Annotated in this window: 16 protein-coding genes and 1 other RNA gene; 7 read left to right on the top strand and 10 right to left on the bottom strand. The window is 43.6% G+C overall.

The genetic code is table 11. The features are described from left to right. Positions 1 to 7: 7 nt before the first annotated feature. Positions 8 to 364, bottom strand: a transfer-messenger RNA (tmRNA) gene (gene ssrA / locus MHN30_RS03775). A gap of 689 nt (positions 365 to 1,053) precedes the next feature. On the opposite strand from ssrA, the gene MHN30_RS03780 reads away from it, so the two are divergent. Next, complete coding sequence (locus MHN30_RS03780) at positions 1,054 to 2,706, top strand: FapA family protein (RefSeq protein ID WP_239358397.1); 1,653 nt, start codon at positions 1,054 to 1,056, stop codon at positions 2,704 to 2,706. Between the two features lie 46 nt (positions 2,707 to 2,752). Here the strand turns inward: MHN30_RS03780 and rnt are convergent, their stop codons facing one another. Continuing rightward, on the bottom strand, positions 2,753 to 3,427 hold the full coding sequence (gene rnt / locus MHN30_RS03785) for a ribonuclease T (protein WP_010375437.1): 675 nt from the start codon (positions 3,425 to 3,427) through the stop codon (positions 2,753 to 2,755). Between the two features lie 164 nt (positions 3,428 to 3,591). Between rnt and MHN30_RS03790 the strand changes: the two genes are divergently transcribed. Then, positions 3,592 to 4,497, top strand: a complete 906-nt coding sequence (locus MHN30_RS03790) for an OmpA family protein (protein WP_010375438.1) — start codon at positions 3,592 to 3,594, stop codon at positions 4,495 to 4,497. Positions 4,498 to 4,625: 128 nt separating this feature from the next. On the opposite strand, the gene MHN30_RS03795 is transcribed toward MHN30_RS03790, so the two are convergent. Beyond that, positions 4,626 to 5,099 carry a DUF5067 domain-containing protein gene (locus MHN30_RS03795; protein WP_239358399.1) on the bottom strand — a complete coding sequence of 158 codons (474 nt, stop codon included), beginning with the start codon at positions 5,097 to 5,099 and terminating at the stop codon, positions 4,626 to 4,628. A gap of 103 nt (positions 5,100 to 5,202) precedes the next feature. On the opposite strand from MHN30_RS03795, the gene MHN30_RS03800 reads away from it, so the two are divergent. Next, a complete protein-coding gene (locus MHN30_RS03800) occupies positions 5,203 to 5,520 on the top strand; it encodes a DUF962 domain-containing protein (protein ID WP_239358409.1) in 318 nt (105 codons plus the stop codon). Between the two features lie 23 nt (positions 5,521 to 5,543). Then, entirely contained in the window at positions 5,544 to 6,659 is a 1,116-nt protein-coding gene (locus MHN30_RS03805) for an amidohydrolase family protein (RefSeq protein WP_239358411.1), read from the top strand. Between the two features lie 185 nt (positions 6,660 to 6,844). Here the strand turns inward: MHN30_RS03805 and MHN30_RS03810 are convergent, their stop codons facing one another. Then, on the bottom strand, positions 6,845 to 11,050 hold the full coding sequence (locus MHN30_RS03810) for a DEAD/DEAH box helicase (protein WP_239358413.1): 4,206 nt from the start codon (positions 11,048 to 11,050) through the stop codon (positions 6,845 to 6,847). 208 nt (positions 11,051 to 11,258) lie between these two features. After that, positions 11,259 to 12,515 (bottom strand): aromatic amino acid transport family protein, encoded by a 1,257-nt coding sequence (locus MHN30_RS03815; RefSeq protein WP_239358415.1) that lies wholly within the window; start codon positions 12,513 to 12,515, stop codon positions 11,259 to 11,261. A 278-nt stretch (positions 12,516 to 12,793) separates the two neighbouring features. Here MHN30_RS03815 and MHN30_RS03820 point away from each other — a divergent pair, with 278 nt between their 5' ends. Next, positions 12,794 to 13,555 carry a peptidylprolyl isomerase gene (locus MHN30_RS03820; RefSeq protein ID WP_239358427.1) on the top strand — a complete coding sequence of 254 codons (762 nt, stop codon included), beginning with the start codon at positions 12,794 to 12,796 and terminating at the stop codon, positions 13,553 to 13,555. A 125-nt stretch (positions 13,556 to 13,680) separates the two neighbouring features. Here MHN30_RS03820 and MHN30_RS03825 read toward each other — a convergent pair whose 3' ends face one another. Together MHN30_RS03825 and MHN30_RS03830 are read right to left on the bottom strand one after the other, a co-directional pair. Then, a complete protein-coding gene (locus MHN30_RS03825; RefSeq protein ID WP_239358429.1) occupies positions 13,681 to 13,911 on the bottom strand; it encodes a hypothetical protein in 231 nt (76 codons plus the stop codon). A gap of 152 nt (positions 13,912 to 14,063) precedes the next feature. After that, positions 14,064 to 15,659 (bottom strand): ABC-F family ATPase, encoded by a 1,596-nt coding sequence (locus MHN30_RS03830; protein WP_239358431.1) that lies wholly within the window; start codon positions 15,657 to 15,659, stop codon positions 14,064 to 14,066. 247 nt (positions 15,660 to 15,906) lie between these two features. Here MHN30_RS03830 and MHN30_RS03835 point away from each other — a divergent pair, with 247 nt between their 5' ends. Further along, positions 15,907 to 17,970 (top strand): DUF2235 domain-containing protein, encoded by a 2,064-nt coding sequence (locus tag MHN30_RS03835; RefSeq protein ID WP_239358433.1) that lies wholly within the window; start codon positions 15,907 to 15,909, stop codon positions 17,968 to 17,970. Then, positions 17,967 to 18,494, top strand: a complete 528-nt coding sequence (locus MHN30_RS03840; RefSeq protein WP_130164426.1) for a DUF2931 family protein — start codon at positions 17,967 to 17,969, stop codon at positions 18,492 to 18,494. Before MHN30_RS03835 ends, MHN30_RS03840 begins: the two co-directional genes overlap by 4 nt. A 99-nt stretch (positions 18,495 to 18,593) precedes the next feature. Here the strand turns inward: MHN30_RS03840 and MHN30_RS03845 are convergent, their stop codons facing one another. Genes MHN30_RS03845 through MHN30_RS03855 form a run of 3 tightly spaced genes read right to left on the bottom strand, consistent with a single transcriptional unit; the run spans position 18,594 to position 20,835 of the window. Further along, positions 18,594 to 19,244: a lysophospholipid acyltransferase family protein gene (locus MHN30_RS03845; protein ID WP_045989106.1), complete on the bottom strand. Its 651-nt coding sequence runs from the start codon at positions 19,242 to 19,244 to the stop codon at positions 18,594 to 18,596. 3 nt (positions 19,245 to 19,247) lie between these two features. Then, on the bottom strand, positions 19,248 to 20,180 hold the full coding sequence (locus MHN30_RS03850; RefSeq protein WP_239358435.1) for a phosphatidate cytidylyltransferase: 933 nt from the start codon (positions 20,178 to 20,180) through the stop codon (positions 19,248 to 19,250). Beyond that, positions 20,173 to 20,835 carry a CDP-alcohol phosphatidyltransferase family protein gene (locus MHN30_RS03855; protein ID WP_239358437.1) on the bottom strand — a complete coding sequence of 221 codons (663 nt, stop codon included), beginning with the start codon at positions 20,833 to 20,835 and terminating at the stop codon, positions 20,173 to 20,175. The genes MHN30_RS03850 and MHN30_RS03855 overlap by 8 nt, the downstream gene beginning before the upstream one ends. Positions 20,836 to 20,930 lie beyond the last annotated feature (95 nt).

The following is a 20,930-nucleotide window of genomic DNA, read 5'->3' on the forward strand; positions in this document are numbered from 1 at the left end:
TAAAATTTGGTGGAGCTGGGGGGATTTGAACCCCCGTCCGGAAAGCGTCGACCTTCGGTCCTACATGTTTAGTATCGTCTTTTGGTTAACCTTTAAATCTCGGACGAACACGATAAGTAAAGGCGAGGCCGCTTAGTTTTAGCCCTTCAACCCCGGCCAGGGTTTCCGTAGCGATCTTGTGTAGGGTGACACTCCAGAACCAGATCCACAAGAATATCATGAAGGAGTGCTAGCGGGCTATTATGCCGCTAGAGCGTAGTTATCGTCGTTTGCGATTACTTTAAATACGGCTTTTTTACGAGGCCAGCCGCACCTCGACATGCACCTTAGGCTTCTTGAATCCCGTCGAATCCTAATCAGCCCCTGAATAAATTCAGTACTGTTAGTGTTTATACATCTAACAACTAACTATGTCTCGCATTATACATAGGATTAATGCCATTACAATGGCTTAGCATGTGATTTACGCTGGGAGATGTGTATTTGCTTAATATCTCACCGATAAATACACATAGAGACAAATTAGGGTGATGTAACTGAGTTTATTGTTTGGATTTGTATGATAGCTAATCCTGAATCCGCTGCACTCACATCAAGTTGATTCACACAGTGCGGTGATAAGATTAAGCTTTTGCTAGCCCTTGAGCTGTCGATAGCAAACGTTTACGTGTGGGTAGTTATTAGAGTCGGTAAAATAGAGATGTATGTATTTTGTCATGGTTGTCCCTAAAAAATTCATTTTCTTTTCGCATGGATTGAAATTACCCTATCTGCGGCCAAACGCAAACGCTGATGAGACTTAGTTATTAATTTGTCGAAGTTAGGCTTGAAATATCTTAATTTACCTAAAGCTTTGCACCGTAAAGCCGATAAATCTAAAGAAAATAATAAGTTGTCTTTTTAATGCACAGGTTGATTTACATTCATTTATATTTTGTAGCAGTTCAGGTGATGTTAAGCTTAACAATTTGGCGAAGTTATGCTCAAATGAGTTCGCTGCATTAAAAATAACAACATAACAATAAGATCGTGCATACTTTTCAGGGTTGATGAATGTCATTATTTCGTTTTGATGAGGATGAGGGCTATGTCTACTTACTCTCTCATCCTGTGGAATCCGGATTTCCGGCGAGCTCGTCTCAGCTAGTTGAGATGATAGAGGGGTCGCCATATGCGGATTTTGAAATCATTCATGCCAATATCGGCCAATTATTTACCGCAAGTGAGGCGCCCGAGCAGGACTCGCTGATTGTGGCTCGCGCTATCGATGCTTCTATTTCGGTGCGTATTGAAGAAGGCAACATGCTTGCTGAAGCGAGAGTGACCACAGCCCGTGGTGGTAAGCTGGTTTGTATGAACAAGGCCAAACAAGCATTAAAACAAGCGGGTATTAAAAAAGGCGTCAGTGGCAAAGCCCTCGATAATCTTCTCGGTCAGCAGTTAGAACTCCCTCCTGGACACACTTACAATGGTATTGTTGCGCATGGTCAACGAGCCAAAGATGGCAATGACGCACGTTTTGTGCGCCTGTGTATGACAGCGCAGGACAGAGTGCTCAGCCCACAAGAATCGAGCGGCGGTAAGGTCGATATGCGCAATTTAGGTGCTATCATCACCGTAAAACCGGGCAGCCCATTAATGAAAAAAGTCCCGCCAACTGAAGGCGAGCCGGGCTATACCGTGTTTGGTGACGTGATTGACCCTAAACCAGGCAAAGACGCGCCACTTGAGGTATCAGAAGGCACCAAGCTCGATCCCAACGATAAAAACCTGCTTATTGCCGATTCAAAAGGTGTGCCAGTAGCCATTCCTCGAGGTATGCGCGTTGACGATGTGCTGTGCTATGAAAACATTGATGTGACGACAGGGCATGTTGAGTTTGATGGCAGCGTAATTGTGAGCGGTGATATTAAAGATGGAATGCGTGTTAAGGCTTCAGGGGATATTACTGTTATTGGTTTTGTGGAGTCGGCTATTCTTGAAAGTGGCAGCGCAGTTACAGTTATGCTTGGTACAATTGGTCGCAAGCGCACTGAAGGTGAACCTTTTTCATGTTCAATTAAAGCAAAGCGCAGTGTTTCGTTAGGTTATGCGCAGTACTGTCGAATTGAAAGCGAACAAGATATTCTCATTGAACGTCAAGCTTTGCATTGTGATTTGGCTTCCAAGCGTTTAATCAAAGTAGGTAAAGGTGAAACCCCTAGAGGCAAACTGATTGGCGGAAATGTATTGGATGCCATGCGTATAGAAACGGGTGAACTTGGGGCACCTTCAGGCACAAGAACACGTATTTCACTAGCCCAAGACTGGGATAGTTTGCACGATAAGCACCGCGAATTAGTGGAGCTGGAAAAGGTGCTGGCGTCCAAAGTCATCGATATTAAACAAGCCATGAATAAAGCACAGGCGTCGCCGCAATCGCAAAAACGAGATGCATATCTTGCCAAGTTGCAGCATAGCGAAACGCAAATCAACAAACACTATGGCCGCAATCAGCGTAATATTCACTTAGTACAGCAAAAAATACATCGATTAGCACGCTTGAGTCGAGTCACAGTTAACGAGCTAATGCATCCCGGGACTGAAGTGAAAATAGCGAAAGACACTAAACTGTTTTCGCGAATTTACCCGCCTAATTTCGTTAAATTGCATGAAGGTAAAATCATGCAACAGTTTACGACGGCCAAAACCGCAGAAATAGCTTAAAAACGAGCACTTATAAAAATGCCAGCTGGATTTGCTGGCATTTTTATTATTCGGTGTCGGTTGTTGACTCAGGTTCTGACTCGGCTTCAGGCTCTGGTAATGGCCAACCACCTAATGCTTGCCACTTGTTGACTATGTAGCAAAAGAGCTCTGCGGTGCGTTCTGTGTCGTAAAGTGCGCTGTGCGCTTGACTATTGTCGAACTCGATACCTGCTGCACGACATGCCTTTGCAAGCACCGTTTGGCCTAGAGCAAGCCCTGCAAGTGATGTGGTATCAAAGCTGACAAATGGGTGAAAAGGTGTGCGCTTTATCTTGTTACGCTCAATCGCTGCATTTAAAAAGCCGTGATCAAAAGCGGCATTATGGGCAACGACAACGGAGCGCTGACAGCCTGCGGCTTTTTGGGCTTTACGCACGGCTTTGCAAATTTCTTTCAGCACTTCATCTTCTGCAACTGCGCCTCTGAGTGGTGAAAATGGATCAATGCCATTAAAGTCAATCGCAGCTTGCTCAATATTTGCGCCTTCAAAAGGCGCAACATGAAAGTGTACTGTCTGATCTAAGCTTAATACCCCGTCATCGTCCATTTTTAACATACTGACGGCAATTTCTAGTAGGGCGTCAGTATCTTTATTAAAGCCAGCGGTTTCCACGTCGATAACTACAGGAAAGAAGCCGCGAAAGCGTTTTGAAAATAGCGTTTGCTCGGTATCAGACATAATCTTCTTGGTTTGTGAAATTTAGCGGCCTATTATACTGATACCTCGACAAGAAGCGAGCAGCTTGAGTGCGCTTAGTATGGTACATTTATTGCTTAACTCTAAATAGCGCGAATTGGTAGAGATAAGCTCTAGCTTTTGGCGTGCTGAACGAGTGTAGATTAATGGTTGATGTTGTGAGGTGTGGGGTGATCAAGTTATATAAATCAGTAGGTTGGGTTGGTATATCGTTATGCGCCATTACCTTTAATAGCGAGGCTGCAATGCGGCAATACGCTGCCGAAGCTGATTCATCACATTGGAATGTTGACCAAAACAATCGTTTGAGTTGTGCGCTTAATCATGAAGTCCCGTATTACGGTGAAGCTATATTTTCAAGTAATGCCAGTAAAAATAAAGACTTAACCTTTAACCTAGATATGATGGTACGTCCTGAAAGTTACGATTTTGCAGGACTTGAATCGGTCCCACCGCTTTGGCGAGCCGGCAAACCGGCAAGAAGTATCGGTCAAATGAAATTACTGAAAAAATTTGACGGTGAACTTGAAAATGACGTCGCGTGGCAGTTGTTGACTGAGCTTGAAAAGGGCTACTTTCCTACTTTTTATTATAAAGATTGGCACAACGACGTAGATAAAATCTCAGTTTCTTTGTCATCAGTGAACTTTAAACAGGCGTATTGGGCGTTCTTACAATGTCGCGATAACTTGTTGCCATACAGCTTTGAAGACATCGCTTTTACGGTGATGAATTACAAGAAAAATTCCAGCGAACTGACAAAGTCGTCACGCAAACGCTTGGATATGATCGGCGAATATCTTAAAAATGACCCGAAAATTGAGCAAATTTATATTTCGGCCTATAGCGATAGTTACGGCGGCCGTGATACCAACCTGAGATTGTCAAAGAAACGTGCCGAGGCGATTAAATCCTATATGGCGAGCTTAGGGGTTGAAGAGAATAAGATTATGACTGACGGCTTTGGCGAAAAGCGCCATATTGATACCAACGACAACGCCATTGGTCGTGGTAAAAACCGTCGAGTCGTGATCCAAATTTCGAGACCTTGATGTTGGGGTTTTGTGTTTTTGTAGTTGGTTGTGGGTTAGTTGGGTTGCGGGTTGTTGGGTTAAGTTGTCGGCTTAAAAGCCGACCTACAAGCCGACCTACGAGCCGAGACACGGTGCTGATATCGGTTCTATTCCAATACCGTACTACATGACGCTTTTAATGCATTGGTATGACTGAGCTGATTGTGATAGGTGATGGTAATGGGCTGTGCAGTGTTTATCTCATAAGCCAGTGCTAAATCTAATTCTACGCTTTTACTTTGCCCGGCATTTAGGGTCATAAACTCATTAGCTGAGGGCGCGAGTCGTTTCGCCATGGGTCCTTGATAATTAAGCGACTTACCATTTTGTGTTACCTCTAAAAATTGGCTCCACCAGCCTTCAAAAGGGGTATGCCAAATTAGAAACTTTTCATCATTATGGCCTGCGTTGGTAAAAGTGAAATTAATGGGGTAGGTCATACCTGAGTCGGAACCCTTACTCACACTGCATTGAATGTTACTTTGTGCATTCATCGTTGCCTCTGATTTGGTGGTTGGGGCGGTGTCGTTGCAAGCTTGGAGCAGCATCGCAGCGGTGATCATCATTAGGGGTTTCAACATACTGTTTTTGAGCCTGTTGCCACGCTCATTCCTTTTTTATTTTCAACGTAAATACTTTGCACTATGCTGAGTGTTACAGTCGAATAACGAATCGCATACTCTCATGACCAAAAATAATAACAAAGAGTTCAATTCTTTTGCATCGTTTTACCCTTATTATCTCGCGGAGCACAAAAACAAAACCTGTCGTCGCTTGCATTTTATTGGCTCAACCTTAGTGCTCTTGATTTTGCTCTTTGCGCTGATCTCTGCACATTGGTCTTTATTATGGTTGTTGCCAATCGCGGGTTATGGTTTTGCTTGGGTGGGGCATTTCTTTTTTGAGAAAAATAAGCCTGCGACATTTCAATATCCGCTGTATAGCTTGATGGGTGACTGGGTCATGTACAAGGATATTATCCGTGGTAAAGTACCTTGGTAAAGGAGACTCAGTAGATAATAAAAATGAATGTAAAACAAAGTGTTATTGCCATGAGCTGTGCTGTTTTACTGGCAGGTTGCCAAAGTGTGTCGGCCACTGGCACACGCACGCTAGCAACTTTTAGTGTAGATAATACTCAGTGCTACGACCGCAAGGCGCAATCTAGTTATTTTGCCGTTGATTCCCATCACCATTTTCAGCCATTTCGGGGAGATGCGGTCCCGTTTGATAAGCTCGTTACTTGGGCAGAGCGTGCGGGAGTGGTGTTTATCAATGTTTATGGCATTGGTCAAACCTACGAGCGAAAGCCTGATTGCTTTGGTGAGCGTGGGTGCTACAGCCAGTTGATTTCACCCAGCATTCAAAATGACTTTAAAAATGCGAGCAATTATCTTAAATATGGCGCAGATAACGTGCATATAACCTTGTCTATGACCTTTGCTGACTTGCATAAACCAGAGACTATTTTGCCAAAAATGGCACTACTCGAAGACGAGTTTGGTGACTTATTTCGTTGGATGGGAGAAGTGAATTTAGTCAAAGCGGCGCATTTTGGGAACGGCCATCAAGCGGTAGATAAAGAGACTATCGCCAAGTGGCAGCCATTTATGGCTGTGCTAAAAGAAAAGCGTATTCCGCTTGCTCTGCACGCTGACTTAGGCGATAACAACGCGCCACTCAAATACTTACCTTTGCTTGAGGAAGTGTTAAAACGCTATCCTGATAATGATATTATTTGGATGCACATGGGAGTCTCAAAAGAGTTAAGCCAAATTGACCCAGAGCTGCACATAAACACCATGGAGCGGTTACTCTCCCAATATAAAAACCTAAAGGCCGATCTGTCATGGCGAATTTTGTACGACTACTATTTTAGCGACCCGAAAATTCAGGGGCAGTATGTTGAATTTATTAATGCCCATGCTGAGCGCTTTTTGCCAGGCAGTGATTTCGTCGCTAGTAAAAATAAACGCTTTTTCGATTATTTAGAAGAAGTCGATATCAATAGTCGAATTCTCGCCTCTCTTGACGACAATGCTTTTCGCCGGATCGCCTTAGGTCAAAACTACTTTTCGCTATTAGATTTACCTTATCGTGCGCCAGAGATTTGTATTATACCAATTGTATTAAGTAAATGAGCTATTTTGAAGCGGGGAAATAGCTTTAGTAGCACCGCTCTCGCGTCCTGCTACCGCTAAGGTACCTATATCCATATAGGCAAGGCAAAAATTTTGCTATTTAGTTGTTCTAAATGAGAAATTTTTAACGAAGCTAATATGATATTTCACTCTTCAAATTGATTGGAGAATTAATTCAATTGGTATTACAGCGTCTCCTTGAGCATGGATAGCACATCGTTTACGTCTAGCTTCATCACTTTATCGGTGTTCGCGAGCAATTGATCCGCGAGGTCTTTTTTATGGTGATGGAGCTCGACAATTTGTTCTTCAATCGTGCCTTTGGCAATTAAGCGATAAATAGTAACGGGGCGTGTTTGTCCCATTCTATGTGCGCGGTCTGACGCTTGCTCTTCAACCGCAGGATTCCACCAAGGATCCATGTGAATAACATAATCTGCAGCGGTAAGGTTCAGGCCAGAGCCGCCGGCTTTGAGGCTAATTAAAAATACCTCGCCTTCACCTTTTTGAAAGGCATTCACGGCCTGCTGACGAGCTTTGCTTGGCGTGCTGCCATCTAAATATTGAAACCGGATCCCGCGTTTTTCCAAGCGAGCTTTGATAAGTTGCAAATGCCCTACAAACTGACTGAATATAAGTGCCTTGTGATTGTTTTCTTGCAGCTCAGTCAGAAGCTCATCCAATGCCGCCAATTTCGAGCTGGTTATCTGACTTTCTGCCATTAACAGTTTTGGATGACAACAGGCTTGGCGCAAGCGGGTTAGTGCTGCCAGCATTTTAAAGCGTTGTTCATTGGCACTGTCTTGCTGTGTTGACTGTGAAATTTCGTCAATGGCGTTTTGGCGCAGCGCTTCGTAAAAGGTTTGTTCTTCTTGGCTCAATTGAATTGGTACATTGATCTCAGTGCGTGGTGGCAATTCGGTTAATACCTGATGCTTCATACGGCGCAGAATAAAAGGCTGGATCAGGTGTTTGAGGCCTTTACGGGCACGGTGTGCTGCGAGCTTATCTTCATTGGCGTTTTCAATGGGGGCGGAAAACTTTTCGCTAAAGCGTTTGAGGTTACCGAGCAACCCCGGGTTTACAAAACGAAAGAGTGACCACAGCTCTGTGAGGTTATTTTCTATTGGGGTCCCTGTGGTGATCAGCTTAAACTTGCCTTTGAGCGCGCAGGCGGCTTGAGTACGTTTTGCTAAAGGATTTTTTAGCGCTTGGGCTTCATCGGCGACAATGGTTTCAAAAGCTATAGGCTTTAAGATATCAACTTCGCGCTGTAGCAGGCCATAGCTTAATATCACACAATCCAGTGGTTGCAAGTTGCTCAGCATCTCAGCTCTGGCATCAGAATGTGGATAGTCAGAAAAGAGTTTCACCGACAAGGTTGGAGCGAACTTTTGGATTTCTTGTTGCCAGTTGAAGCAGACCGATGTTGGCGCGATGACAAGCGTTGGGCCGACATTGGCTCGGGCCAATATCATCGCCAGCGCTTGGATGGTTTTACCCAATCCCATATCATCGGCAAGGCACGCACCTGCACCCCAATGGGCAAGTCGCATTGCCCAGTCAAATCCCGCTTGCTGGTAGTCGCGCAGCTCGGCTTGTAATGTTGAAGGAAGCGTTGGAGTCAATGCGACGGCTTGCTGCATTTTTTCGTTTTGCTCTTCCCAAGCCGGCAAGGTTTTCATCCGCATTCCGGTAGTGGCTTCAGCAATTAACGGCGCAGCTAGCGGGTGAAATTTTCCGCCTTCGGTTGCGTTATTGAGCTGGTCAAGTTGCGCTTTTAACTCACTTGAAAGGGCGAGTACTTGCTCACCATCCAGCGCAATAAAGCGGCCATTGCTGGTGGCAACCATTTTGAGAAGTTGTTTAAGTTCGATAACTTGGTCATTACTTACTTGTAGCTCGCCGGTCATATCGAACCATTCATTTTTCTTGCTCATGGCAAGTTGCAAATGTTGGCTTTCGAGCTTGCTACTGAGCTTAACCTTTTTACCTTTAGGCCATCTGAGCTTGAGCGCCATAGGGCAAGGCTCTTGATTGATCACCAGCTCAAGTTCTTGCAACACCTCTAGCGCTTCGTCCATTTCAGCTAAACTTAAGCGATTATCCGTCATTTCCAAAAATAGCGGGCAGTGCGTATCTAACTCATCCAGTCTTTGCTGCTCAAGTAGCAAGTTTCGGGTGGTGGATAAGCGTTTACCATTGATCTCGGCGCTGACAGTGGCAATACCGTGCCCGGGATGAAAAATCGGCCCTTTTTCGCCAAAGGGCATGACCACACAGTGAAAATCGAGGCCTTGATGATAAGGTTGAATGTTAATAACGAGCGCCGATTGCGCCTCGATACTATCCAGCCCAGTATCTATATCAGCTAAATCAGACTGTACATTAAGATAAGGTGCGATGGCTTTAATACTCGACAGCACTTTTTGTTTTGCACTGGCAGGTACGGTTAATCCGGATTCACCAATAATCTCAGCGACCTGTATATGTGATTGGTTAAACACAATAAACTCGTAGTGATGCTCAGCTTGCTGAATAAATGAGTAGGTTTGCGGTTGACCAAAATAGCTGGGTAAATTTGGAATAGAGAGTAGCAGATCGTCGCCATGTTGACGGATGTGTAACTCGGGAGATTTCTCGGCAATGGTAATGGCTTGTTTTAAGTCTTCTTCATGGTATAGGTTGGTGGCGGCGACTGCGGCTTTTAACGCGGGAATTCCCGCAAGGGCGTAGTCCGCACGAGCATTGTAGCCATAACCTGACTGTGGTGCGATGGCTTCGATCAGCTTTTTATCAGACTGGCTGATATAACTAAATTGCTCAGGGTGCTGTTTCAGTTGTTTGCAGGAAATCGGCTTACCTTTTCCCCAGCCTGTTTTACCCCGTTTTTGCTCGCGTGCTAAAAACTCAATATCAAAGCGACCTTGCCTAATTTGCCAAATCAGGCGAAATTGTTCGTCAACTTCTTGGCTGGTATTTGCGTTCGGGTTTAGCGCAATAAGCTTGTCCAGTGCCAGATCCCACGCCGTCTTTTTGGCAACGAGATGGCTAACATTCAGCTCGGGATTAAACGCAAGCGGATATTGCTCACCGTGCATTGCCAGCATCAACTGCTTTGCAAGCCCAGCAAAAAGAGGTAAAGAGAGCCGCTCAAACGTTGCGATGCAGTCGTCGAGATTGGTAAGTGCTTTGGCATCTAAGCTTTGATTACACCAGAAGTGTGCAAAGCAGTCGAGTAAGCGACCTAAGTAATAGTCAAAAACATGAGATTTCTTCAGACTTGAATAATTTAAATGGGCGCTGCTGTAGCTACTGTTTTGCGACAAGCTCTCCGCGCAGTATAACAGCACGTTATTGGCAAAGAAGTTGTTATAAGGTGCTTTGCTGTCTTGGCTTTCAAACTCAAGCTGTTGAGAGAGAGTGTCAAATAATGCGGCATCATGGCTATTGGCTTGCTGCAATAGCGCCAACTTATGAAACAAACCCAGTGTTCTACCTAGGTACTGCTTTTTACGTTTGGTGATTTTGTCTTTGGCTTTTAGTGCTTGTTCAAAACAAACGATAAGGTTGTCGTGTTGTTGTAAAAAAGCAATGCTCGCCATAATTTGTGCACTATAAGCGGTTTGGATATTGGCTACCAACGCCTGAGCATTATCCAATTGCAGGGTATAGATTTGATATTCTGCTAATAAACAGGTCAGTAGCGGGCTCTGTGTCTTGGCTTGAACCTGCGTGAGTATTTCAAGTGCATAGCTAATGCTGTGACCACCTTGTAGTAAGGTATAGAGCAAAGTTGCAAAAGCTTGATATTGCAAGTCATCAGCAAGCGCCGAAAATCCTTCAACTGAAAAAGGATAAAAATACAGTGGTAATAGCACTTGATTGGTCTTATGGCACACCGCCTGTGGGTCTTTCGCCAGTCCTAAATGATTACGGGCTTTTGGTAGTTGATTGATAAATAAAAAGTCTCGAATGAGTCGCTGTTCATCGGCAAATTGGCGCTCCCATTCATAAGCATTCAGTACAGGGATAAACTCTTCTGCGGCGTTAAGGATTGCTAAAAACTGGCCGTCAGCCATGACTCGATGGCTTAAACTGGTCGCGAGTTTTAGATTTATTTGCACTCCATCTTCGTTAAAAGTCACTAACCCGTCTGAGCGCCATTTCATAATTTGGCTATGACTTACACCTTGTTCAAAGTCATTTTCGGGGATGATCTCTTTTGCCACGAGTGCTTGAACTAGGCGTTTGAGTTTGATTGCTGAAACTGGTTTATAGACTACCGCCAGCACACTCAACAGCGTTTGCTCGTGCACAGGTAGGTTATGCACTTGATTGATTAGCGCTGTGATTTCTTCGTTAATTGCTGGTGGAAAGTCAAAATTCATCGTTTGGTTGTAGTATTCAATTTAAGACACTGAAAACTACCATAATTTAGTCTGAACTGCCATGAAGATAAACAAAGTCAAAGTTCATTTTTCGGTTATGGTGGTTCATTCAATACACTGAAAACTAGTACTATATTTAGTCTGAACAGCCATGAGGATAAACAACAAGAAAGACTGAGAGGTGAGGGAGGCGATGCCTCCCTATTGGTTAGCCTAGCATGTTATAGAGTAATGCAGAAACCGCCAGCAAGCCGACAAATAGCACAAAATAAGTGCCAATGTGGCTTTTGTATTTTTGTAGTGCCGGTACTTTAAACACGGCAATGGTTGGCATGATAAACAAAATCATCGCAATGATTGGACCTGAGATAGCCCCCATCATGTCCAAAATACTTGGGTTTAATACGGCGCATACCCAAATAGCAACAAACATAAATACCACGCCTAGCTTGTCAGCAAGCTTATAGCTCATGCTCGTTTGCTTGGTTGCAAGGCCGTTAAAGCTTTCACGTGCACCAAGGAAATGGCCTAGGAAAGAAGAAGTAATCGCGATAAATGCCACAAGAGGGCCAAGCATTTCAATAAACGGATTGTTATACACGTTAGCTAAATAGGATAAAACAGACACGTTCGCCGATTTTGCTTCTTCCATTTGCTCTGGTGTTAAAGAGAATACGCAGGAGAATACGAATAGCAAAACAAACACTATCAACATAATGGAGGTCGTACGAAGGATCGCTTCTGATTTTTGAACTGCCTCACTTTTGTAGTGACGACGCTGTACGTTAGCAAAGCTAGAAATAGCGGCTGCATGGCTAAATGAAAATACTACGATAGGAACGGATAGCCAAAGTAACTCGGTTAAGCTCGCAACATCAGGCGTGCTTATCACTGGCATTTGCCAGTTAGGCACTAAATAGAGTGACAAAAACAGTAATACCCCAACCAGCGGGTAAACCAAAATAGCAAAAGCACGCAGTAGCAGTTTTTCGCCGCCTAGCATAATGGCAATCATCCCGGCAACGAGCAAACCAGAAAGTAAAATACGAGATGGCGACTCAAAGCCAAGCTGATTGACGATAAAGCTGTCGACGGTATTGGTTAGGCCAACACCATAAATAAGCAAAATAGGAAAAATAGAGAAAAAGTAAAGTAAGGAAATTAAACGGCCAGCACCTGCGCCGAAGTGCTCTTCTACTACATCCGTAAAATCGGCATCTTTTTGCTTTGATGAAAGGACGAACCGGGCCAATCCTCGGTGTGCTAAAAAGGTCATAGGGAAGGCAAGCACGGTCATGATTAGTAGTGGCCAAAAACCACCAATACCAATGTTAATTGGCAAGAATAAAATACCTGCGCCGACCGCAGTACCAAATAAACTTAACACCCAATGGGTGTCGTGTTGGGTCCAGCGCCCATCGCTGATGGTATTCATCTCCATCGTCGCTTCAGAGGAGTTACTCATATACTTGTTGTCCTGGATTTAGAATTATAATCGGGCGCATCATATAAAAAATGACGAAGTGTTGCATGTATAAACCGTCTACTCCGAGGAGTTATGCGGTGAAATTCGTTTGTTTGACTAAAACTTGCTCAAGGTATGGTGGGTTCCTAACCAGTTTTTGTAAATCTAAGTCTGCAAATGTTCTTAATTGTTACCACTGGCAATGAATTGCTAGCCGACTTATAAATAAATTTTTATTCTAGTTTGCAAAGAGAATTAAAATAACCAAGTGGAAAAGTATGTTCAAGCTAAACTCTCTATTGCTCGCTTCAACTTTGTTGGGCAGCTTCGCTGCTAATGCAACGATTGTCGAATTTCAAACTTCTCATGGTAGCTTTCAGGTCAATCTATTTGATGAAAGCACGCCTAAAACCGTGGAAAACTTTTTGAAATACGTAGATAACGGGCGTTATTCTGATACGGTTATTCACCGCGTTATTCCAGATTTTGTTGTGCAAGGCGGCGGCTTCAAATATGAAGGAGACGTGCCTCTTGACGCCATCGCTACTTACGATGCTGTAAAAAATGAACCTGAGTGGTCTAACGTAAAAGGCACTATTGCAATGGCAAAGGTAGCAAATAGGCCTGACAGTGCGACAAGCCAATGGTTCTTTAATTTGGTAGACAACAGTAAAAATTTGGACGTTGACAACGGTGGCTTCACAGTTTTTGGTCAAGTGACTGGTGATGGCATGGAAATATTAGAAGCGATAGCAAAAATTCCTCGTTGTGGTAATGTGCCATTAGTTAACTTCACTGATGAACAGTGTAAAGATAGCAATAGTGAGCCGGGGGCAGCTAACTTTGTGATCATAAACGCAGTTACTGTGCTGGATGATGACCCCAAATCAGCTCAAGGCTTAAGCCCAAAAGCAAATACCTTGATTGATCAAGTGCCTGATAAGCCTTCAACTGACTCTGATTCATCTGGCGGTTCAATGTTTGCCGGCCTTATGTTGCTGGCTGGTATTTTCGGATTTAGACGTAGATTTCATAGGTAACCAAATCACTTTGGTTGCAGATGCTAACGATAGCATCACAGTCCCTAGTTAACCTGATCTCAGGTTAATAACTTGGAAGCGCACTTCGGTGCGCTTATTTCTTTGTTATTAAGTTATTGTTTTCGTTATTCGTCTTCGCCAAACAGTGCAATCGCTTTTGTCGTTAAGCTATACTGATCACGGCCATCCGCTTGGATAAGCCCTTCATTGAGGTGAGTGGTTACAACATCTTCGAGTAGTTGTTGATCCACATTCGGGAGTGAAAAAGTGTGGTGATTGATATCGCACGATTCTGGAAAGCTTGCTTTCAGCTTAGACAGCAACATTATCGAATACATATTCTGTAAACGTTCCATAGCCGACCCTTTTATTATTCCAATTTTTGCGAGAACAATCCTAACAGTAAAATTGCGGGTTTGTCTATTTTTTGTGCTAGTTTGTGAGGGGGAAAAGATCCGATGTGCTTAAGAAAATACAAAGGGCCAATTTGGCCCTTTACAGTCTAATCTTATACGGCTTCAGCCGCTTTCTTCGCGAGGTATTCGTCGTACGTACCATGGAAGTCGGTGATCTTACCGTCTTTAATTTCCCAAATACGCGTTGCAAGTGATGAGACAAACTGGCGGTCGTGCGATACGAAGAATAACGTACCTTCGTATTGTTCAAGTGCCAAGTTGAGAGACTCGATTGATTCCATATCCATGTGGTTCGTTGGTTCGTCCATTAGTAGGATATTTGGCTTATGCATCATGATTTTACCAAATAGCATACGGCCTTGTTCACCACCTGAGATCACCTTAACTGACTTTTTGATGTCGTTTTGAGAGAACAGCATACGGCCAAGGAAGCCGCGTACGACTTGCTCATCATCGCCTGGCTGTTGCCACTGTTCCATCCATTGGAAAAGATCCTGATTTTTTTCAAATTCGTCAGCATGGTCTTGCGCATAGTAACCAATATTGGCGTTTTCTGACCATTTATACTCACCTGATTGTGGCGCTTTACGGCCTGCTAAGGTGTTGAGTAGTGTCGTTTTACCGGCACCATTTTCACCGATGATGGCAACTTTCTCGCCAACTTCAACAAGGCCATTTAGGTCAGAGAATAGGGTGTCGTCATAACCTTGTGATAGTGAGATAAGCTCAAGTGCATTACGGAATAGCGGCTTTTCCTGCTCAAAGCGAATAAATGGATTTTGACGACTTGATGCTTTAACTTCTTCCAGTTGGATCTTGTCAATTTGCTTAGCACGAGATGTCGCTTGCTTCGCTTTTGAGGCGTTTGCAGAGAAGCGCGAAACGAACTGCTGTAGCTCAGCGATTTGCGCCTTTTTCTTAGCATTGTCTGACAACAGGCGCTCGCGAGCTTGCGTCGCAGCAAACATGTATTCATCATAATTACCTGAGTAAATACGCAGATCGCCATAGTCGATATCCGCCATGTGTGTACACACTGAGTTTAAGAAGTGGCGGTCGTGCGAGATGATGATCATAGTACAATCACGCTGATTCAATACGTCTTCCAACCACTTGATAGTATAGATATCCAAGTTGTTGGTTGGTTCGTCTAGGAGCATGATATCTGGCTCTGCAAATAATACCTGTGCAAGTAGTACACGCAATTTCCAGCCCGGAGCAACTTCTGACATCAAGCCATAATGTTGCTCGGTTGGAATACCCACACCGAGGAGTAATTCACCCGCTTTTGCTTCTGCGGAATAGCCATCCATTTCAGCAAATTGCGTTTCAAGGTCGGCAACACGCATGCCGTCTTCTTCGCTCATTTCTGGTAATGAGTAAATGCGATCGCGCTCTTGCTTGATTTCCCACAGCTCTTTATGACCCATGATCACTGTGTCTACAACCGTATATTGCTCGTAGGCAAATTGATCCTGATTTAGCTTAGCGATGCGCTCGTTTGGATCGTAGTTTACGTTACCTGCACTTGGCTCTAGCTCTTTGCTTAGGATTTTCATAAAGGTGGATTTACCGCAGCCGTTAGCGCCTATTAGGCCATAGCGGTTGCCGTCACCAAACTTAACGGAAATATTCTCAAACAGTGGTTTTGCACCAAACTGCATAGTGATGTTGTTACACGAAAGCATAAATTTGACTCATTACTGACAATTGCGGCGATCCTATCATTTATGGGTGACAAATGATGTAAAAAGTTTGGCTAACTCACACATTACTTTTGCGGCTGATATAGCAAAGACCTAGGCGTTGAAAACTTATCGCCATAAGATGTTTTGTTTACGATTTTATTAAATTTTATTTACCAATTGGATGGTTAAATGTTAGCCTGTTTTAATGCGAAAGGATGATATAAAAAACTAACTCTGGTGAACAAGGATGAAAATAGTTGAAGAAAAACATAATTGGTTGATTGACCAACAAATCGATGAGCTGGAAGTCTTACCACCCCATACCACAACCGCTCATTTACCGTCAGAAATTAGAACGCAACTAAAGCCTCATGCCAGTGATTGGATAGTATTGCAACAAAGACATAATTGGCGCCATGTTAAGCGTGACGAATTTACTCGTGTTTTTATAAAGACCAAAAAGGGCTTACAAAGTGTAAGGTCTGGCAGTGCTGCCGGTTCTAGAGAGCAGCTAATCATCGTTAAACGCAAGTCTTATTTCAAAGCAGAGATTAGAAACAATGCCTTTACAAGCAGTGGTGGGGTTGATCCTAATCAGCCCATTGGCGCAAGCCAATTAGACCCGTTAACACCGGTTGAACAGGTATTGGCCTCGATTAACGTCGATAAATCACCTGAGGTGGCTGAAAAGCGCATATTGGTGTCGCTGGAAGGGGAGTTGGCGGTGAGTTTTGTGATCCAAGGTGCTAATACTCCCACATTGTCCAGAGCCTCTGAAGGGGCAACACAAACGCCTCTGATATTCGGCAAGTTGAGTGAAGATGGTCGCTATAGTCTAAAAGCAAAAATCTTGGGTGTGCCGGAGCAGGTGCTTTTTAACAATGTGCCCTATGCAGACTTGCTTGATATAGAAAAAGTAAAAGCACTTAAGATTGGCGCTGATGGTGGAGTGCAGCTGATTAAACACAGAGTGTCAGGTGAGGGTAATGTACACCTATATTTTATTAGCGAGCCACCGAGTATCGGGATCTTCTTTGATGGTACAGGCAACAACAAGTACAACGATATTTTGGACCCCTTTGATGATAAAGAGCCGACGAATATAGCTAAGCTCCATGAGTTGTATGAATCTGATGGAAAGTTGTTTTTTAAAAGATATATTGAGGGAGTTGGGACCAAAGCCGGCGAAGAGGATACTACGCTGGACTTAGCGGTTGCCTATTCATTTGATGAAAGATTAGTTAAAGCCGTTGAAGTACTTGTTTCTAACTTAAGGAATGCAAGTATCGCATTAACTAATACGATACTTGTAGATTGTTTTGGCTTTAGTCGTGGCGCAGCGGCAGCAAGAGCGTTTGTTAATCTGGTCAATGAAATGAGAGAAAAGCAAGATACTAAATTAGCGAATAAAGAGGTGGTATTTCGTTTTGTTGGTATTTTCGATACCGTTGCGTCTATCGGAGGGGATGGAGATAATGATCATAGTGAACTGTATGCTAGAGATGAGTTAGAGGAGGCGGCTAGACTCGATCTCAATCAGGCCAGCGCAGGGGCTGTATATCACTTAACCGCTTGGGATGAGCGGCGTGATAAATTCCCACTAAACTCATTGAAAAATAAAGGTGGCAGTTTGTTTGCTAACCATAAAGAAGATTATCTGCCAGGCGTTCATTCTGATATTGGGGGCGGGTATGCCCCTATCAGTATTGATATTGAGTATCCTTTAAAGCGCATTCGTGGTATTCCCGGAAATCCAGAGCATGAAGCAAAAGTACAACAGGCAAAATTGGCAATTGAACATAAATATCAGTGGCCTGGCATTAATGTGGATATGGTCTATCGCTTCAAAAGACTTAGATATGGCGCAAGTCGCTCGGGAAGAGACAAGGATTTTTACACCACATACCGGCCCGTTTGGAGACGTAAAATAGATAATACCCTTGCCCATTATGGACTGCACCAAATGTATAACGAGGCGGTTCAACATGGCGTTCCGCTGAGAGCTATGGTGCGTCTTCAAAGTATCTACCCTTTTGAACTTAGCAATGAGGTCGCAACTTTGGTACCTAAAGCTCTTAAAGCTGGGCCAACAAGCCAAGCTTGGCAGAAGTTATACGAGCATTATATTCATATTAGTTCTCGGTTTACGGGAACTACGGATAAACTGGCTCACGGTGAGGAAACGAAAGCAAAGTACGTGACTGAAAATGGACAAAGGGAAATGTTTTACAATAATGCAAAAGCGCTACCGCAGGTGCGAGTGTGGAAAGCGTATAAAAATGGAAATAAATCAATTTGGAGAAAAGGATGATTAATAGGCTCTATACCGTTTTACTGGCAGTAATGTTACTTTGCAGTTGCTCTTCACATACCGAGCTAGAAAAATTACATATAGGTATTTCTTCGTACGAAAAAAGCGATTTGATGGTGAAATTGATATTTGACGAACAATTTTCTCCCCCTGCTGGTGCGGTAGGCGGTGGTTGGGGAAATGCCGTAGGAAGTGGGACATTTTGGGGAGCCGAAATCCCATATAAAGTAAAAGCGCAGTGGTGGGATTATAAGCAGGGAAAACACTATCGTGCAGCGTTAACTGTACAGCGTGACAAGGCGTACAAAATCGCGGGTAATTTACCTAGCATTACCCATTACACAGGCGAAACAGAAACCGATGTTGAGCCCTATATTATCTTCGGTTTTGGTGAAAAGGGTGAAGTAAAAATGTGGATTTCTAATGCACCGTTTGATGGCGTGGAAGGACGCATTTTAGAAGAAATTGGTTCAGCGCAAGCGACTTGGGAACCCTTTGAATTAACCGATGAGATGTTTAATTAGCTGAAGCAAATTCCCGCTGTTTAAGCATATGACTGTAAGGTAGGAGAGCACGGCAACGAACTGTTTTATAGGCGTTTCGCTAGTGAGAGGGAAGTTTTATCACTCTTCGTCCGCCCTGTATGTTAAGCAAAGTGGTCGCATCAACTTAAATTGTCGTTCTATTTCCTGTACTAGTTCGCTCGCGTGGCTTGTGCATGAAAGCGGTTCGCCGACGATGACATCGCAATTAAATGGTACAAATAGGGCTTCTCCTTTGGGTAAGGAGCGGCCAAGTCCATGCATCATAACGGGGTAAACGAGCACCGACTTAGAATCACTAATGAGATGAAAAATGCCTTTCTTTAACTGCGCCATTTTTTCAGGTTCGCCACGAGAACCTTCAGGAAAAAAAATTAAGATTTCATGCTTTTTTAACGCTTCATGGCATTGTTCAAATAGCTGTGCTTTGCGTGTCACTTGCTTTCGATTTAAGGGAATGATGCCAATGACATGGAGTGCAAACCAAGCGATAATTCTATTGGCGAGAAAATAATCGGCAGCGGCTACGGGTCGAACTTTATGTATCATCCTTAACGGAAACAAACTCATTAACACCATGGTATCCAAATGGCTGTTGTGGTTTGGCGCGAGGATCGCAGGCCCATGCGTTGGTAACTTATTGCGATTAACAACGTTGAGCCCAAGCGCGATTAACACGACCGGTTTTATTATCAATCCAAAGAAAAGTATTTTTACAATATGTGCAAACATAGTCTAATAATGCAAATAGTATAGGTAATGGAAGAATAGTGGTGAAGTGTAAAGTAGGCTGTCCATCCTATCTAAAATACCACCATGACCGGGGATCATGACCCCTGTATCTTTAATTTGTAAATCGCGCTTCACACTTGAAATAACTAAATCACCAAAAAAGCCAGTAACGGCTATAAGGATCCCAGCGCCTGCGCCTTGCAAAGTCGATAGTGGGGTAAGTGCTGGTGCTACAAAACAAGATAATGTGGCAGTAGTAAATACGCCACCAATAAAACCTTGCCATGTTTTGTTGGGGCTCACTTTTGGGGTGATTTTATGTTTGCCGAGTAGTTTTCCCCAAACGTATTGGCAAACGTCGTTAAATTGAGTCGTAAACAGTAAATACAATACCAGACCAATGGCACCCGCCTCACTGTTTTTGACCGGCAAAACTAACAAGTAGCCAAGGTGACTAATAGAGAAAACACACAACATGACGGCCCAGTTAAGGATCCCAGCTGACTTTATGAATCCTTTTGTATCACCGATGAGCACCATTCTAATAGGGATAAATAGAAAGATATAAACAGGAATAAAGATAATAAACATGCCATACCACTGAGTTGCAACCCAATAATATTGCAGTGGGATACTCAAATATAGCCAAAAAATAGCGCGTCTATCGGTTTGCCGTCCCGGCACTATGGACAAAAACTCTTTTAATGCGAGAAAACTTAAAAAGCCAATAAAGGCAAGTGCGAAATGTGTGTTGGAGGCTAGTACGACAAAAAAAGCGCCAATTATCCACCACCAAGATTGGATCCTGAGTTTTAATTCTTGATGATCCGTATCTCGTTGTATTCGGCTAATAACTATATAGGCAAGCGTTGCGGTGATTAAAATGAGTCCCACCAACGCCATGGCATACAAAGAATGATCAGGGACATTAAACATCGTGTTTGTCCTCAAGATATTGGTAGGCAAGGATAGCTCGCTTACATACCGTGATGAATGAACCGACGCTAATGATAAGTAGTGACGTGTATAACACAGCCCCTTGTTGCCAGAATAGAGGCTCTATCGCTGTAAAAATACATGCAAATGTAAGTAAAGCCATCCGATGTTGTTTTGCCATAGGTCCACAAAAATTGGCAGGTGCTCCTGTACTCGTTGCCAAGGTTCTGACGTAAGCGGTCATAATCGCAAGTATTGCAGCACACCAAGCAATATCGACTGCGTAACTAAACTGGGGGAGTCCATAGCCCACAGCAACAATGACAAAAGCATCGGCAAACCTGTCTGGCATATCGTTAAAAAGTTCACCAGATGCGGTACTTTTCCCACCTTCCATAGCGACCATGCCATCGAACAAATTACACAATAAGCGAAATTGAATACATGTGGCAGCAAGCAGAGGCAAAAGCCAAATGAGTGGTCCAGAAGACAGTGGTAACAACACAAGACAGATTGCTGAGCAGGCTGCAAATAGCACGCTGAGTAATGAAATAGTGTTAGGAGTGATATTTTTATTGCTAAGCCATTTGGCAACGCGCTGAGCATATGTGCTTGAGCGTACCTTGAGTGGACGCCGACTTGATTTGTCTTCCATGATTTCCTTTTCCTTAGAATACGTATTCTTCAACTCTTTTGAAGAATGGATGATCTTTGCCTTTGTTTCGAGCCAGTATAAATGATCTATGGCAG

This window comes from Pseudoalteromonas sp. OF7H-1 (genome assembly GCF_022347825.1).
Lineage (GTDB): Bacteria > Pseudomonadota > Gammaproteobacteria > Enterobacterales > Alteromonadaceae > Pseudoalteromonas > Pseudoalteromonas maricaloris.